The sequence below is a fragment of the Pedobacter sp. Leaf41 genome, from assembly GCF_001422545.1.
Taxonomy (GTDB): Bacteria; Bacteroidota; Bacteroidia; order Sphingobacteriales; family Sphingobacteriaceae; genus Pedobacter.
In genome coordinates, this window is record NZ_LMLE01000007.1 from 391,514 (window position 1) to 407,402 (window position 15,889).

Sequence of the window (15,889 nt, forward strand, 5' to 3'; positions counted from 1 at the left end):
TAATTAATATTTAGGATTTTGCGTCAAATTAGAATTCAAATCAATATCACCTTGTGGTATTGGATAAACTTCGTGTTTGCCAACAATAAACCCGGTAAAATCAGCATCTCTGCTTGCTAACGCCGGACTTAAATCGCCCCAACGTTGCAAATCTGCCCAGCGCCAGCCTTCTCCAGCCAATTCCGTTACACGCTCATGTTTCAATTGTGTTAAAAATTGAGCCTGGTTTAAACCTGGTTTTGCTGCTGTTAAGGTGGCTAATCCAGCTCTCTGGCGGACTCTATCTACATAAGGATAAGCCTCGGCAGTTCTGTTTAAGCCATTTAATGCTTCTGCATACATCAGCAAAACATCTGCATATCGAATTAAACGGTAATTATTTGGCGAGCGGAAACCTTCCTGATTTTTCCAGTGATCATTTAACAATTTACGAAACCAAACGCCGTTCGCATCAGGTCCATTCCCATAACGACTTTGAAAGGTTTGGCCATAAACGATTGTTGCAGTTGGGCCAGCTGGATTTGCATTATTAAAAATGAACGATGCTGCTAAACGTGGATCTTGCGCATTGGCTACGGTTCTTTCCTGCAAAAACTCGTCAACTACCCATCTGCGGGCACCACCATCAGAGAAACCTACCCCTGGAGGCGCAAAAAATTGTGCAATTGATGTTCCGGTATTGTTAATCGCACCTTCGTTTACATCATCATCCGTATTCTCGTTTACATTTTCGTTAAACTGAATCTCAAAAATAGATTCGCTGTTGTTTTCTTTCGTGATGATAAAATTGTCGCGATAATCGGCTGTTAAAGTATAAGTTGAAGCACCTGCACCAGTAACCAAGTACGCAAAGGCATCGGCTGCTTGCTGGTACATCCTTTGCTGAAGATAAGTTTTACCTAAAAGTGCATAAGCCGCACCTCTTGTAGCCCTGCCTAAATCAACTGCCGGATAACTTACCGGTAAATCAACAATGGCTTCAGTTAAATCTTTTGCTACCTGAGCATAAGCTTCCGTTGTAGTGGCATTTCTCGGAACATCTTTCGGTTGCGAAGGCGCCAACATTAACGGCGGCCGACCATAATAAAGCGTCAAATTGAAATAGAATAGTGCTCTTAAAAATTTAGCCTCAGCAATTATTCTTTTCTTGGTCGTTTCATTCATTGTAATGTTAGGCACATTTGCAATTACTTGGTTAGCTCTGAAAACACCAACATAGAGTGTTTGCCAGGTATCGGCTGTAAGCCCATCATTGTAATTGGTTTGATTAAAACGCATTAGATTATTCAATCCACCATCTCCACCAGATCCGAAACCTTCATCAGATTTCAAAATTCCATGGTAATAAATCCATCGGGAATATAAACTTGCGGTACGGTAAAAAGTACCATAAACTGCATTAATTCCTTTTGTTGCATCGGTTTCGTTTTTCCAGAAACTCGCAATTGTTGGTGCATTTGGGTTAACTGCATCAAAATCTCTCTTACAGCCTGCTAAAGCAATAATCGCAACAGTTAATATGACTATATATTTTTTCATGATTTTATTTATTAAAATTAAAAACCTACACTTAAACCAAATGAAATGATTCTTGAGGATGGATAATTTCCGTTATCTACTCCTGGCTCAAGGTTTGGATTTGCGCCTACCACATCAGGATCTAAACCACTGTATTTTGTAATGGTGAACAAATTTTGTCCGCTCACGTACAATCTTGCGCTGCTGATGTTTGCTTTAGAGATTAATTTCTGCGGGAAACTATAACCCAATTCTACATTACGTAATCTTAAGAACGAACCATTTTCAACCCATCTATCGCTATTTCCTCTTGCGTTTTCATTAATCCCTCTATCGTTTGCAGCAAACTGATAACCCAATCTAGGGAAAGTCGTATCAGTATTATTCGGTGTCCATGGATTAATATCTCTTCTGTAATTTGAGTTACCGTAGCTGTCTAAATCTCTCAATACATCGTTATATAATTTCTGTCCGAAAGCGCCATATAACTGGATAGAAAGGGTGAAATCTTTATATCTGGAATTAAATTGCAAACCGCTTGTAAATTTCGGAAATGCTGATCCTGCATAAACGCGGTCTTTATCATTTATATCATCATTTGTTCCACCATCCACAGTATTTTGATAGCGAATATCACCAGGTTTTGCATAAGCACTTTGTGCCCGGTGGGCATTAATCTCTGCCTGATTCTGGAAAATGCCATCAGTTTTTAAAACGAAGTACTCTCCAATTGAGCGACCAACCTGCGTTCTGGTATTGCCAGACTGGATGTAGTCTTTCGGTAAACCTGTTTCTGTATCGATACCTAAATTACCTAACGATAATACTTTGTTTCTTACGATACTAATGTTACCAGCAATATCCCATTTAAATGCACCATCTGATTTTGGGCGATAACCTAAATTAAGTTCTACCCCTTTATTTTGAATGGAACCAATATTAACAATAGGATCTCCCTGTAAATTGCCTAAATATCTTGGTAACGGCTGGCTTAGCAATACATCTTCAGAAACTGATCTAAACACATCGAAGTTGATAGTAAACTGATCTTTGAAAAGAGAAGCATCAAAACCTAAATTGGTTGTTTTTTTCTTTTCCCATCTTAAATCTCCAGAAGCAAGTTTTGCTTGTATCGCACCTGCGGTAGTTACTTGGTTTGGCCCTAATACTACATCTGGCGCCTGGTTTAAGAAACCGATAAATTGAAACGGACTCAATGTATTTACGCCCAGCACACCATAAGAGCCACGTAATTTCAAATCAGAAACCCAATCAACTTTAAAGAAATCTTCCTTGGAAATTCTCCATCCTAAAGCACCAGATGGGAAATAACCTGTTCTAAATTGAGGAGAGAAACGAGAATCCTTATCCGCTCTAAAGGTAAAAGTGGCTAAGTATTTTTCATCATAAGTATAGTTTAGTCTGCCTAAATAAGAATCCAATAAACTTTTATACAAGTCACCAGAAGATGTTCTGCTGGCCGTTGGACTAGAAACTAGTGTAGTAAAATATTCGCCATTAAGTTGAGTAAGATTGTTAGCATTACCCGAAATAAAGTCGGTTTGTGTAGTTTGCTGCGTGTAACCAACAACACCATTAATGCTGTGTTTACCGATATTGTAATTGTAGTTTAACGTGTGCTCTAACAAATAACTTAAAAACTGAGAGCGACGTTCGCCTAGTTGACTAAGTTCAGGCGACTGATTTTGATACCACGAACCATCTTTCCTAACCGATTTACTTTTATCGAAACTGGTTTCTATACCGGCATTAAACTTATAATTTAAGCCTTCGATAATTTTGAAATCGACGTAAGCGTTACCGATTAACTTTGCAAAATTAGATCTAACAGAAGTAATATTGGCAATGGCAACCTGATTACGCGAAAAAGTGTTGATGTTCGCATTTGAACCATAACCCCACCCTCCTGGATTTGCAGTACTGATTAAAGCATTGTCCTGAACCGGAATTAATGGAACACTTGAAAACATATCGTACCATGGGTTGCCAGCAAAGGCGCCACCTTGAAACGGCGCTTTGGAGGTAGAAGAAGAGAAAGCAAGGTTTTCGCCAAATTTGAAGCGACCTTTAGTTGTTTCGGTATTGACACGGAAGGATGCACGTTCGAATTCACGGGCAATTAATACGCCTTTATCTTTGAAATAACCACCAGAAATAAGGTATTTTGAACCATTACCACCACCAGAGATACTGGCATTGTAATCCTGAACAGAACCTGTTCTTAATGTTTCATCCACCCAATCAGTATTAATTCTACCATTGTAGTTTGCCACACCAGGTTGAATAGCCATTCCTGATGCCTGATAAGCACGGGTGTTTGTCGCCGCATATTCTGCAGCATCCATCATATCATAAGTTTTAGGAACCTGAGAAACACTATATCTGGTTGAAATGCTGATTTTGGCCGGTCCTTCTTTACCTTTTTTCGTAGTGATTAAGATAACTCCATTACCTGCCCTAGAACCATAAATGGCAGCTGCAGACGCATCTTTCAAAATTTGAATATCTTCTACATCATTTGGATTAACGGTAGTATTCGGGTCTGCAATCATTCCATCAATAACATAAAGCGGACTTGCATTACCAAACGTGGCTAAACCACGAATATTAACTACAGCCTCTTGTCCTGGTGCTCCACCATTCCGAACAGAAACACCAGGAGTTTGACCCTGAAGTGCCTCAGGAAGTGAACGGGAGACTAATTTTTCAGTATTTCCTGTATTAACAGAACCCGTTGCGCCGGTTAAATCTTTTCTTCTGATGGTTTGGTAACCGATGACCACAACATCATCTAAAGCAGTATTAGACGATTCTAAGGTTACATTAATTACAGGATTTGAACCGACAACAACTTCTTTTGCGCTGAAGCCGATATAATTAAAAACTAGTGTAGCATTTTCCGGTACAGTAATGATGTACTTTCCCATTGCATCAGTAACAACTGTTTTGCCACCGCCTTTAACGCTAACAGAAACTCCAGGCAGCGTTTCACCGCTGGCATCTTTTACCGTTCCTGAAATTTGAATGTCGGCTTTAAAAGCTTTAATCTCTAGAGCATTTTTATTTGTTGATGAGGCATAACCCGGCGTAATAATCGCTGCCATTACCAAGGGCAAAGCAACTAAGCGCTTGAAGTTACCAACCTGATGAACATGAAATAAATTGAGTAAATTTCTTTTTTTCATAATGTTTACATTTGGTTTTGTTTTGTTGAGAGACGTAGATATCCGTCTGTTATACGACAGATTTTAAGCAAAGATGTTCGGCTTTTTTTCATCATTTAGAAATAAGTTTATATCGGTTAGTTTGTCAAATCGAAAAGAGATTTAACAATAGCAATGTTAATGCTTTGCGCTATAAAGCGGTATAAAAATTGTTTCTAAATCTATAACAAATGTAGCTTCTGCTTTGGAAAATATCCATCAAAGGAGCAGAAATGGAGTTTTATTAAAACTCATCGTTCGGTATTCCAAAAAATTTGAGCAATCTTTTTTTCATCTAAACAGCTGAAACTAAAAAAACCATATCATGAAATATGGCGTTATTTAAACACGTGTCGTTAAATAAATTTTATAATTTTACTGCCTAACATTAATCATTAATGCCAATCCTTTCTCTTTCGCCAAAAGACCTTTCAAACTACGATAAGCAGCTTGTACAATTATCCTCCACCAAAGATAAATTTGAATTAATCAGAGAAATTTACAAACGTGTATCTGTTAATGAAACCGAATTGGAAAAATTGGAATTTGCAGTAAACTTATTGCAGGTTCAAGGCAATTATGATTTACAAAAAGAAGCATTAAGGAAGCAGCACCAAAAACTTAAAGATATCAGACAAACAATAGACGATAGGATTTTAGTTGTTGAACAGAAACTCTATTTAGGGATTCCTGAAGATCTGGATGAAATGGAGCGTCTAATCACCGAGCAGGAAGCGATTGTTGCCGATCAGGAAAAACTTAATGATGATGAGCTTTCACTGCTGGAAAGCATGAGCCAAATAGACGTTGCGTTTGGGAAACAATTAGCGGAAATCGACCAATCAAGATCCAATCGAGATTTGCCTTTAAAAGCGAAATTAGAAAGACAACTATTACAGGTTGAAGAAACTGAAAAAAAGATACAGCTTCAATCCAAGCTTTATTCGTTTCTTCCCATACTAATTATTCCAATTATTTTAGATTATTTGGCTTATCGATTAGGCTTAAATGGGACAAAACAAATTATTTTTTCTCATTATATATTTTTAGTTTCCTTTCTAGCTATCCAAATATTTTTCGCTGATACCATCATTCAAAAAATAGGAAATTATTTGGCCTATAAGCAAGCAGATCTGTTTTTAAAACAAATTTCTGATGAGGTAAATCAGCTTGACAAAGCCAAAAGACAAATAGAAACCAAGCATGGCATTATAGCCGAAGATGTAATTGCTTTAAATATGAACTATTGATTTGTATGGTTTTGCTTTACTACAGCCGCTGTAACCATTAATTGCCCTAAATGCCTCATGGTATGCTCGGCTCCATGAAAAAGTAAACCCATTACGGTAGAAGGTAAACCCGCTCTCCCAATCCCTCTAAATTCAGTCAGGGTATTTACGTCAGTTTCTCTAAGTTGCTTCATGGCGATAATAATTTGCCCATCAAACCTCTCCATCAATGATTGAACAGTGTATCCATTTTCACTGTCAAACCCCTCTTCTTCCAGTTGCTTAAACTGAAATGGTGTTAAACTTTCATTTCTGGCGTAAGTAAAAACACGGTCCAACACGCCTGAAAGATGCTGCAGATGAAAGCCTACAGATGCCATACCGGCAGGCTTTTGCCACAAAAGAGCAGCAGGAAAATCGTGCAAATATTCATGTAACTCTTCTTGCGCCTGTAAAATCGCATGACCAACAGGCTGCAACAGAGGTTCGAGGTCCTGTAATAGTCCTCTCTGCCAAACTTCTAATTTTGCCATAAATAAATTTTAAGAAATGCCAATTTATAACAAATAGTACAAGTTTGATCTTCCTAAATGATCATTTTTAAAAGTCAATAAATGGTAGACCGACTATTATAGAAATTAAACTTCGCTAGTACCCATTTTTTTAAGCATGCGATAATGGGAAGCCAAGGCTTTTAAGAAAGTAGGGTTTTCATGATAAGGCAACCCGAATTCGGATGCTGTTGCTTTTACTATTCCTGATATCCAGCCATAATGAACATGGCATATTTTCGGAAAAAGGTGATGTTCAATTTGCCTGTTTAATCCGCCAAGAAAAAAAGCAGCAGCAGGACTGTTTGTAGCGAAATTTGCTGTGGTATGCATTTGATGTTCCGCCCAAACTTCTTCCATATTTCCAACGGCATCCGGAACTGGAAAGGCCGTTCCCTCAACTACGTGTGCCAATTGAAAAACTAACCCCATTGTTACCCCTTGCGCAATATGCAAGATCACAAAACCAATTAACACCTGCCACCAGGCAGCATCCATCACCAAAATTGGAACCGCAATAAATAAAAAATAATATAGAAACTTATAAAAAAACAGATTAAAATATTCGATTTTGGGATGAACATTTTCCCTAGCACCAACCCGCTTCTGAAAGAATTTTTTATAATCTTTTCGCAATGCCCACGAGATCGAGGCTAAGCCGTATAATGGAAAAGCGTACCACTGCTGAAAACGTTGATGCGGCTTTAGTTCATCTTCCTTACAAATTCGAATGAGTCCTGGCGCAATTTCAATATCTTCATCATGACCAGGAATATTAGTGTAAGTATGGTGAACCACATTGTGTGTAATATTCCAAACATACGGACTGGCACCAAGCAAGTGGAAGATCATCCCTAACGCTTTATTTACTTTTTTATTTGCAGAAAATGAACCATGAATGGCATCATGGCAAACATTAAAACCTATAAATGCACAGGTAACGCCCAGGCTCAAAGTGAGCAGCGTCAAATAAATAAACTTTACATCCGAAAATAAAATAGTAAAATACAGGACGCAGAAAATGCTTAGAAATATAATTGTTTTCAGCCACATAAATCCATCAGCATTAATTGTTAAACCGCGATTTATAAAACCCTGATTTACCCTTTGCCTAACTTCTGAATAAAAACTGTTACAACCTGCTGAAGGAAATTTGGTGATGATTTTCATTTTTCTCGTTTTACCTACCCGCTGTACAGGGGCGATACTCCGAGTTCATCAAGATGACATCCTCAATTGGATGACGTGTAAAGATATGAACGTAATATGATATACTTTGGTTTTCAGGCGCTTATTTTATCGCTTTAAAATAAATTTCAATATTGTTATTTATTTAGCAATTTTTTGCAACATTTGCGCCTTAAATTATTACGCGAAAGCAGTTCTTAGGTTTTGCTTAATTAGTTTTATCATATCATTTCAGCGTAGCTGAATATAGATCCTGCTTAAAATAAGGATTTCTTAAATACATACAAAAATTCGTTAACCATGAGTAAGTTTCTGTACGGTATCGACTTTGGGACAACCAATTCGGCGCTATCTATATATGATGAAGAAAAAAAAGTGATTGTGGAAACCATCTCCATACCATCTTTAATTTATTTTACAGAAGCGAAAAGCTTTGTAAATGGCGAAAGTCATATTGTTGGCGAAAAGGCAATCGAAGCCTATTTGAATGATGGAATGAAAGGAAGATTTATCAAATCTATTAAGCAAATTCTATCAAGAACAACCTTTACCGAAACCAGAATCCACAACAAAAGATACACCGCAGCCGATTTGGTAACGTTGATTTTGCAAGATTTAAAAGCAAAAGCCGATAAAATTACTGGCGGGGAATGCAAAAAGGCAGTAATCGGACGTCCGGTGTTTTTTGATGATGATAACACCCAAAAAGATAGTCTGGCGCAGAGCCGATTAAAGAAAGCCGCAGAAAATGCGGGCTTTACAGATGTCCGTTTCCAATTTGAACCGATCGGCGCCGCGTTTGCCTATGAAAAAACGATTACTAAGAAAGAAAGGGTGTTGGTAGCCGACTTAGGGGGAGGAACAACAGATTTCACCTATTTAATTCTAGATCCTCAAAAAGTTGGCAGCAAAGACAGGAAGAATGATATGATCGCGTCGGGAGGCATTTACATTGGTGGCGATAGTTTGGACTCTGCATTTATGTGGGATAGAGGAACACCATACTTTGGAAAAAATACTACCTATGAAGCTACACCAGGCAAAATATTAAATGTTCCTAAATCGCTATTTGCCAACATTTGTACTTGGGATAAAATGAATTTCTTTAATGGTTTAAAGATTCAAAAAGAGATTGAGGAGTATTATTATTATTCAGGAAATGATCCGAAGTTTAAAAATTTAATTACACTGATAGAAAATAACCTCGGCTACTCTTTATTCAGATCGATAGAAAAAACAAAAATAGAGTTGTCTGACCTTCCTGCTTCCGGCTTTAAGTATTCTAACATGGATATTGAAATCGACGAGAATATTTCATTAAATCAATACAATGACATTATCGAAAAGGATGTAAATAAGATAGAAGTTTACCTCAATCAATTTATGGAAACTTATAAAATAAACGCCAATGAGATCGATTGTTTATTTTTAACTGGAGGAACATCGATGGTTTCTGCAGTACAAAATTTATTTAGAACTAAATTTCCCCATATTCCGCTAAATTCTGGTGATAACTTTAAAAGCGTGGCGAAAGGACTAGCCTATAGTGGCTATTTGTTTGAGGACTAGTACATATCATCAACTTTGGCTCATTATTGACATTTAATTTAGATTAATATCTTGTTTTTAAAATAGAATTTTTAATTTAGCTTGAAATTAATGCGGCTGAATAGAAACAGCCAGACTACTTTACGCGTATGGCGCCGAGGCAAGATATGTGGTGAGGTAATAAAACCTGTTTCTTGCAAGAAATTAAATCTAATCAGATCTATTTCTTAACAGCAGCATTAATTTTTAATTCTTGAAGCGTAAATTGATTTACCGAAATACCCTTGTATCTTCTAAAGTTTGTTGTAAAGTTAGAAGTTCTTTCAAAACCCAAAATAGCTGCAATTTCATGTACCGAATAATCAGAATGTAACAGAAGTTCTTCTGCCTCTCTCATTATTCTATCCTTAATTAGTGCTGATAGACTTTTGCCTAAAACATGGTCCAAAAATAAATTGAGTTTCCTTGGACTTATCCCCATGCCTTCGGCATAAAATTTAATAGAACGTTCTTGCTTATAAAACTGCTCTAAGATTGCCCTAAAGCGTAAAACTTGTTGAAGTTCATCTAGGCTTAGTGCAGCCAGATAGCCATCTAAATTTGCGGTGTAACCTAAAAATAACGACAAATATTGTGAGAGGTAGGCAGCATCTTTTTGCGCATCAATCTCTTTTTGCAGTTGTTTGAGCAAACTAAAAGTCTTTTTCGACCCGTTCTCATCTAAATCTTGGTATGAGAGTTTGAGAAAAAGATTTTTTGCCAACGGATCGAGGTGTTGAAGGAGGAATTCGGCATATAAAACACTACTAAAAGTTAACCAATAGCCTATTATTACTTCTCCATCCAACCGAACTAAACCTTCCTCAGGGATGAAAAATATTCTTCCATTTAACAGATCGTAATCTCCAGAATTCATGCGCAAATATCCGCGAGCCTCTTTTACAACCAATATTCTCATTGGGAAATTGGCCGGCAACGCCATTTCACTTTTGTAATGTCCAGTGATAACCTCCAGCTGTATCATAGAGGTATTAAGCTTTTTTTAAGGATTTCGTTCGCATTATATATGAGACAGTGATTTAGATATTAGGTTACAATATATTAAGTTTTTATAATTTTATAGTCTTCGCAATGCAGTAAATTTTAAGAAGATATCTTTTGAACCACAATCCATAGAAGAGTTAGCGCTGCCTTTTTACCAAATGGTCATTCATTTTGAGACCAGAATTATAGCATGTAAATGCATCCGAACGCCAAATTTGACTCAAAAAAAAAGCAAACTAATCTTAGTTCGCTTTTTACATATTATTAATAGATGATGACTTAAGATTTTAATACCGATACTTTAATCACCTCCACGTTGCTATTAGAAAAATTCAAATCAAAAACCACAATATTTTTTGTTTTAATTTTATCTACCAATCCTTGAGCGGAAACAACCAAATCTTTCCCACCGTTTGAAGGCGTTATTAAGCCGAATCCCTTTTCATCATCATAAAATTTTACTGTTCCTAACCGCATCACTTAAACCAATTTAACGTTCACAGCATTTAATCCTTTTTTTCCTTGGGTAACCTCAAACTCTACCTGATCATCTTGGTTGATTTTATCAACCAATCCCGTAATGTGAACGAAGATTTCTTCTCCGTTTTCAGCTTTAATGAAACCAAAACCTTTTGATTCATTGTAAAATTTAACTGTGCCTTGCATTTATTTTGAACATTTTAGATTAATAAACATATCAAAATAGATAAAGTTTGAAAAACTTAATGGATTGGAAAGGAAATTGAAACAGAGGAACCTGCTAAACCAGAATTTAGTTGGATAAAACTAAAATCATGAAGACTTATGATAATTGCAATCTTTTAATTTTGCGATACTTATGGCTGGCTTAGTTATATTTTCTTACTTGCAAAAATTACCCAGAAAACAGAAATTCCGCTCAAAATAAATACAAGCCCTAAGATAAAGTTCAATTTGTCGTCCATTCATGTAATCTACAATATTTTCGATGACATTCAAATGATTTATGCGAAATACAACCTATAGTTTTGGTTTTCACACAATCGTTGATTAAAGAAAGGTTTAGCGATCTTCTAAGGACCAATAAGTCGTTTATACTCCAACCTCTTTGGAGACGCCCATAATGTTTTTGGCGACTGTTCCTTTTTTAGTTATAGCAAGGTCGAATTCTACTGCGCTACCAATGAAGAGACCTTTTGCTTTACAATCTACGATATCAAAATAGATACTTTTTATTACTAATTCCTGGGAAATTAATCCAAAACCTCTTTGCTTATTGTAAGCTGTAATTACACCGTTCATAGTTTAGTTAATTGAGCGTTTGTGTAAAACTATTAAATTAGAATTAATGAATGCGATGTAGTAGACATGCAATTGCAAATAATAGATTTTAAATGATTAAAAGTTGATTACTTAAAGCGAGCAAAGCTTTGGCACCTAAAAAAACTTATAATCGTTAAGAAATGTTTAATACTATATAACAGAAAAAATATTCCTATCATGAAAAATGTAAATAAAAAAACGTCATCGAAAGTGCTTGATGATGTTAAAGAAGGAGATTTGATCAAAGATGATACTGGAAAAAAAGGTGAAGTTGAACAAATTGAAATACTTGATCGAAAAAAAGAGAAACAATACTATTATAAAATCAAAGATGATGGAACGATTCTAGTAATTAAATAATTTCGAGTGGAAACAGTGTTTTTCAGTTTTCTACCTATATTATTAAATATTTGGAGATATTTGCAAAAAGTTTAACTACTCATGGAACACATTAAAAACATCATTTTTGATTACGGCAACGTAATTTTCGATATTGATTTTAAAATCGCTCAAGCTTCGTTTCAAAAGCTTGGCATAACTGATATAGAAAATTTCTTTGCGCATAAAGCACATAATCAATTGTTTGATGATTTTGAAACAGGCGCAATTTCTCCCGCCGAGTTTAGAGCTGGTATCAGAAATGCTGCAAATAAACCAGACCTAACCGATGCGCAAATTGATGAAGCCTGGAATAGTTTATTAGTCGGAACAATTCAGGAAAACCATGCTTTATTATTAGAAGTAAAAAAGAAATACCGTACATTTTTGTTAAGTAATAACAATGAAATTCATTACGATTGGATCATAAATTATTTAAAAACTACCTTTGAGCTAAATAATTACGATGACTATTTTGAGAGAGCTTACTTTTCTCAACACATGAAATTGCGCAAGCCAAATACAAACATTTTCGAACAGGTTTTGAAAGAAAATAATCTGGATCCAGCCGAAACTTTGTTTATCGACGACAGTCCTCAACATATTGAAGGTGCGAAAAAGGTGGGATTAAGCACCCTGTTGATGACCGAAAAACCCGCGCAACTTGAGAATTTCTTGAGGAAAAATGGCATTTTGTAATTGAACAATGATAGAACAGAAATTCAAATCACTTAAAGAATTTTATCCTCACTATTTAAGTGAACATAGCAACACAACATCCAGAATACTTCATTTTGTTGGAACAGGCCTAGTAGTGTTGGCGTTTTTTACAGGCTTTTTATTCCACGATTGGCGTTTCTTCTTGGCAATGCCGGTTTTGGGTTATGGCTTTGCCTGGGTGGGACATTTCTTTTTCGAGAAAAACAAACCTGCTACATTTCAATATCCAGGTTATAGTTTAGCCAGCGATTTTATTCTTTTTTATAATCTGCTAACAGGAAAACAGGGATTTGTGGTTAGGAAATAATTTATCATTTTGATTTTTATTCGAAGTTCTTTACAGGTTGTCACCACGAATTTACCTTAGGGTATTATCGTTAAAGCGGTTCAGAGGTTTTATTCCATAGTTAAAAAAATTTTGCCACGGAAACACAGAATACCCGGAAAAATGGATAAGTGCGGATTATTCAACTAACTTAGGGTATTTAAACCCGATTGTAGCGTAAATACTTTTTAATGCACATCTTCAACAAGCTTAGGCTGACAATGACAAAAAGATTGAAGCAAAAAGCGGGACTGAATTATCCGAAAAACTACTGAAGGCTCATTTCCTAATCATCAACATCATCCCTGAAATACAATTAAAGCTTTCTCCTTTTCAATTCCCTTTCAATTAGGCCTAATTCCCTACCCGTTTGTCCGGCAACAGAAGTATTTTCCTGTGCTCTTCTAAATAAATAGGGCATTACCGCTTTTATTGGTCCGTAAGGGACGTATTTGGCTACATTATAGTTGGCATCTGCAAGATTAAAGCTTAAGTTATCACTCATCCCTAAAAGCTGTGCAAAATAAACATGGTGATGATTATGCGCTATTTTCTTCTCATCTAAAAGGTAGGTTAATAGCCGACTGCTATCTTCATTATGCGTTCCGCAAACGATGGCAATTTCCTCAATATGATCTACACAATAACGTAAAGACTCATTGTAATCTCTATCTGAAGAAGCTTTATCTGGCTGAATTGGAGAAGGGTAACCCATCTCTGCAGCACGTTTGCGTTCTTTTTCCATGTAGGCACCACGAACCATTTTCACCCCCAAAATGAAGCCAGCAGCTTTAGCAATCAAGTGATCTGCCTTCATATCTGCTAGTTTATCATGGCGGTACATTTGGTAAGTATTGTAAACAATTATGCGCTCCTTATTAAATTTACGCATCATATCCAGCGCTAATTCATCAATCGTATTCTGAATCCAGGTTTCCTCTGCATCAATCATTACCGGCACGCCTTTATCAAAAGCTGTGCGACAAATCATTTCACAACGTAATTTCACCTTTTCAAACTCTGCATTTTCATCTGTAGTTAGAGCTTGTTTCGCATCTAATTTCTCTAACAAAGCAAAGCGACCAATTCCTGTAATTTTGAAAACTGTTATCGGGATATTTTTATCGCCATCAGCCCTTAAGATAGTACGAATAATTTCCTGGCATGTTTCATCAAAAACCACCTCTTCTTCCTCACCTTCAACAGAATAATCCAGGATCGTTCCAACACCACCTTTAGCCAGTTGTTCAATAGCTTTATCGCATTCGGCAATGGTTTCTCCCCCACAGAACTGTTGAAAAATAGTGGCTTTAATGGCTCCTTGAATAGGTAAACCTATATTAAGAAAGAAATTAGTGATCGGTGGGCCAACTTTAGTTAAAAAGTTGCTCCCAATCATTTTAAACAACCAAAACGCTTTTTTTAGCTCAGCATTGCTTTTTTGACGAAAGGCTACTTCTGTATTGTCGAAATTGGGTTGTTTATTGGGTGATGATTCAATCATTTGTTATATAATAAGTCAGCTAGATGCAAAATTATAAAAAGCATCCATTCTACGAACGTAAAACCTCGAAATAATCGTATTTTTGCAGCAAAATGATACAATTCAAATTAGAAGGCGAATTTATTCCACTTATCCAATTGTTAAAAGCGACTGGATTAGTTGGTACTGGTGGAGACGCTCAGGCGGCTGTGATGGATGGTCTTGTAAAATGCAACGGCGAAGTAGAATTTCGCAAACGCTACAAAGTGAGAGTTGGCGATATCATCTCTTTTGAACAAGATAAAATTGAGGTAATATAATGGAAACTTTAACCAGCGCAGGTCATTCGCTTTACTTCGAAAGTAAGTTAGATGCCTTAAAAACACTTCTTGAAAGCAATAAATACAGCAAGGTTTTTATTCTTGCTGATGAACATACCAGCGAAATTTGCTTGCCCGTTTTTCAATCGATGATGGATGATTTTGCGGAGTTCGACTTGATTGAAACTTCTGCAGGAGAGGAAAACAAAAACATCGATTTTTGTATTGGTATCTGGAAAACGCTTTTGGATTTTGAAGCCGACCGTAAAAGTTTGATGATAAATTTAGGTGGTGGCGTAATTACAGATATGGGTGGTTTTATTGCCTCAACCTACAAACGCGGCATTGATTTTATCAACGTTCCCACTACCCTACTTTCGCAGGTTGATGCTTCTGTTGGTGGTAAAACCGGCATTGATATCGATAATGTAAAAAACATGGTAGGTACCTTCACCCTACCACAAATGGTTTTTATCGAAACTGAATTTTTAAAAACCCTGCCCAAACGCGAATTGCTATCAGGCTTTGCCGAAATGATAAAACACGGTTTAATCTACGACAAACCCTATTATGAGAAGTTAAAAACTACTGATTATTTAATACCATCTGCCGAAGATATCTATCGGTCAGTTGAAATTAAAAACGAAGTGGTAACGATTGATCCACACGAAAAAAATCTGCGGAAGATCCTGAATTTCGGTCATACTATCGGGCATGCCGTAGAAAGCTATTCACTGGCTAATGACGAAAATCCACTTACACACGGCGAGGCAATTGCTATTGGTTTCGTTTGTGAGGCCGCTTTATCTGTTAAAAACAGCGGGTTAGCAAAGGAAGAATTGAAAGATATCAGCGATTATATTTTATCGTTATATCCTAAATATCAGATCAAAAATGAAAGTTTCGAAACGCTTTTAGAGCTGATGAAAAGCGACAAGAAGAACGAGGATGGAAATATTTTATTCTCCCTATTAGAAACAACAGGCAAATGCACGTTCAACTGCCGTGTAAGCACAGCCGATATTTTAAGCAGTTTAGCGTACTATAATAGTTTATAAA

Annotated in this window: 16 protein-coding genes; 7 read left to right on the forward strand and 9 right to left on the reverse strand. The window is 36.4% G+C overall.

Features of this window, described 5'->3' with window-relative positions; translation table 11 throughout:
• Positions 1–3: 3 nt before the first annotated feature.
• Positions 4–1,539 (reverse strand): RagB/SusD family nutrient uptake outer membrane protein, encoded by a 1,536-nt coding sequence (locus ASE92_RS12125; protein ID WP_056850357.1) that lies wholly within the window; start codon positions 1,537–1,539, stop codon positions 4–6.
• Between the two features lie 17 nt (positions 1,540–1,556).
• Positions 1,557–4,724 (reverse strand): TonB-dependent receptor, encoded by a 3,168-nt coding sequence (locus tag ASE92_RS12130; protein ID WP_056850358.1) that lies wholly within the window; start codon positions 4,722–4,724, stop codon positions 1,557–1,559.
• 557 nt (positions 4,725–5,281) lie between these two features.
• On the opposite strand from ASE92_RS12130, the gene ASE92_RS12135 reads away from it, so the two are divergent.
• Entirely contained in the window at positions 5,282–5,992 is a 711-nt protein-coding gene (locus tag ASE92_RS12135) for a hypothetical protein (RefSeq protein ID WP_235527355.1), read from the forward strand.
• Here the strand turns inward: ASE92_RS12135 and ASE92_RS12140 are convergent.
• Both ASE92_RS12140 and ASE92_RS12145 read right to left on the reverse strand, forming a co-directional pair.
• Positions 5,986–6,504, reverse strand: coding sequence for a DinB family protein (locus ASE92_RS12140; RefSeq protein ID WP_056850360.1), 519 nt, complete (start codon positions 6,502–6,504; stop codon positions 5,986–5,988). The two genes, ASE92_RS12135 and ASE92_RS12140, sit on opposite strands and share 7 nt — an antisense overlap.
• 105 nt (positions 6,505–6,609) lie before the next feature.
• Positions 6,610–7,692 (reverse strand): acyl-CoA desaturase, encoded by a 1,083-nt coding sequence (locus ASE92_RS12145; protein WP_056850361.1) that lies wholly within the window; start codon positions 7,690–7,692, stop codon positions 6,610–6,612.
• Positions 7,693–8,010: 318 nt separating this feature from the next.
• Between ASE92_RS12145 and ASE92_RS12150 the strand changes: the two genes are divergently transcribed.
• Positions 8,011–9,279: an Hsp70 family protein gene (locus ASE92_RS12150; protein ID WP_056850362.1), complete on the forward strand. Its 1,269-nt coding sequence runs from the start codon at positions 8,011–8,013 to the stop codon at positions 9,277–9,279.
• 199 nt (positions 9,280–9,478) lie between these two features.
• Here ASE92_RS12150 and ASE92_RS12155 read toward each other — a convergent pair whose 3' ends face one another.
• The 4 genes from ASE92_RS12155 to ASE92_RS12170 all read right to left on the reverse strand — a co-directional run bounded on the left by ASE92_RS12155 (position 9,479) and on the right by ASE92_RS12170 (position 11,583).
• Positions 9,479–10,282 (reverse strand): AraC family transcriptional regulator, encoded by an 804-nt coding sequence (locus ASE92_RS12155; protein WP_056850363.1) that lies wholly within the window; start codon positions 10,280–10,282, stop codon positions 9,479–9,481.
• A 299-nt stretch (positions 10,283–10,581) separates the two neighbouring features.
• On the reverse strand, positions 10,582–10,779 hold the full coding sequence (locus ASE92_RS12160; RefSeq protein WP_056850364.1) for a cold-shock protein: 198 nt from the start codon (positions 10,777–10,779) through the stop codon (positions 10,582–10,584).
• Between the two features lie 3 nt (positions 10,780–10,782).
• On the reverse strand, positions 10,783–10,968 hold the full coding sequence (locus ASE92_RS12165; RefSeq protein ID WP_056850365.1) for a cold-shock protein: 186 nt from the start codon (positions 10,966–10,968) through the stop codon (positions 10,783–10,785).
• A gap of 405 nt (positions 10,969–11,373) precedes the next feature.
• Positions 11,374–11,583, reverse strand: a complete 210-nt coding sequence (locus tag ASE92_RS12170; RefSeq protein ID WP_056850366.1) for a cold shock domain-containing protein — start codon at positions 11,581–11,583, stop codon at positions 11,374–11,376.
• Positions 11,584–11,781: 198 nt separating this feature from the next.
• On the opposite strand from ASE92_RS12170, the gene ASE92_RS12175 reads away from it, so the two are divergent.
• From ASE92_RS12175 to ASE92_RS12185, 3 genes are all read left to right on the forward strand, one after another.
• Positions 11,782–11,964, forward strand: coding sequence for a hypothetical protein (locus tag ASE92_RS12175; protein ID WP_056850367.1), 183 nt, complete (start codon positions 11,782–11,784; stop codon positions 11,962–11,964).
• Between the two features lie 81 nt (positions 11,965–12,045).
• Positions 12,046–12,681 (forward strand): HAD family phosphatase, encoded by a 636-nt coding sequence (locus ASE92_RS12180; protein ID WP_056850368.1) that lies wholly within the window; start codon positions 12,046–12,048, stop codon positions 12,679–12,681.
• A gap of 7 nt (positions 12,682–12,688) precedes the next feature.
• Entirely contained in the window at positions 12,689–13,009 is a 321-nt protein-coding gene (locus ASE92_RS12185; protein WP_200926408.1) for a DUF962 domain-containing protein, read from the forward strand.
• Positions 13,010–13,343: 334 nt separating this feature from the next.
• Here ASE92_RS12185 and ASE92_RS12190 read toward each other — a convergent pair whose 3' ends face one another.
• Positions 13,344–14,531, reverse strand: a complete 1,188-nt coding sequence (locus tag ASE92_RS12190; RefSeq protein ID WP_056850369.1) for a proline dehydrogenase family protein — start codon at positions 14,529–14,531, stop codon at positions 13,344–13,346.
• 92 nt (positions 14,532–14,623) lie between these two features.
• Between ASE92_RS12190 and ASE92_RS12195 the strand changes: the two genes are divergently transcribed.
• Positions 14,624–14,830 carry an RNA-binding S4 domain-containing protein gene (locus ASE92_RS12195; RefSeq protein WP_056850370.1) on the forward strand — a complete coding sequence of 69 codons (207 nt, stop codon included), beginning with the start codon at positions 14,624–14,626 and terminating at the stop codon, positions 14,828–14,830.
• Entirely contained in the window at positions 14,830–15,888 is a 1,059-nt protein-coding gene (gene aroB / locus ASE92_RS12200; RefSeq protein ID WP_056850371.1) for a 3-dehydroquinate synthase, read from the forward strand. The genes ASE92_RS12195 and aroB overlap by 1 nt, the downstream gene beginning before the upstream one ends.
• The last annotated feature ends 1 nt before the right edge of the window (position 15,889 follow it).

Coding starts and splice junctions, on each gene's coding strand:
- ASE92_RS12125 (WP_056850357.1), bottom strand. CDS start 1,539: ATGAAAAAATATATAGTCATATTAACTGTTGCGATTATTGCTTTAGCA.
- ASE92_RS12130 (WP_056850358.1), bottom strand. CDS start 4,724: ATGAAAAAAAGAAATTTACTCAATTTATTTCATGTTCATCAGGTTGGT.
- ASE92_RS12140 (WP_056850360.1), bottom strand. CDS start 6,504: ATGGCAAAATTAGAAGTTTGGCAGAGAGGACTATTACAGGACCTCGAA.
- ASE92_RS12145 (WP_056850361.1), bottom strand. CDS start 7,692: ATGAAAATCATCACCAAATTTCCTTCAGCAGGTTGTAACAGTTTTTAT.
- ASE92_RS12150 (WP_056850362.1), top strand. CDS start 8,011: ATGAGTAAGTTTCTGTACGGTATCGACTTTGGGACAACCAATTCGGCG.
- ASE92_RS12155 (WP_056850363.1), bottom strand. CDS start 10,282: ATGATACAGCTGGAGGTTATCACTGGACATTACAAAAGTGAAATGGCG.
- ASE92_RS12160 (WP_056850364.1), bottom strand. CDS start 10,779: ATGCGGTTAGGAACAGTAAAATTTTATGATGATGAAAAGGGATTCGGC.
- ASE92_RS12165 (WP_056850365.1), bottom strand. CDS start 10,968: ATGCAAGGCACAGTTAAATTTTACAATGAATCAAAAGGTTTTGGTTTC.
- ASE92_RS12170 (WP_056850366.1), bottom strand. CDS start 11,583: ATGAACGGTGTAATTACAGCTTACAATAAGCAAAGAGGTTTTGGATTA.
- ASE92_RS12175 (WP_056850367.1), top strand. CDS start 11,782: ATGAAAAATGTAAATAAAAAAACGTCATCGAAAGTGCTTGATGATGTT.
- ASE92_RS12180 (WP_056850368.1), top strand. CDS start 12,046: ATGGAACACATTAAAAACATCATTTTTGATTACGGCAACGTAATTTTC.
- ASE92_RS12185 (WP_200926408.1), top strand. CDS start 12,689: ATGATAGAACAGAAATTCAAATCACTTAAAGAATTTTATCCTCACTAT.
- ASE92_RS12190 (WP_056850369.1), bottom strand. CDS start 14,531: ATGATTGAATCATCACCCAATAAACAACCCAATTTCGACAATACAGAA.
- ASE92_RS12195 (WP_056850370.1), top strand. CDS start 14,624: ATGATACAATTCAAATTAGAAGGCGAATTTATTCCACTTATCCAATTG.
- aroB (WP_056850371.1), top strand. CDS start 14,830: ATGGAAACTTTAACCAGCGCAGGTCATTCGCTTTACTTCGAAAGTAAG.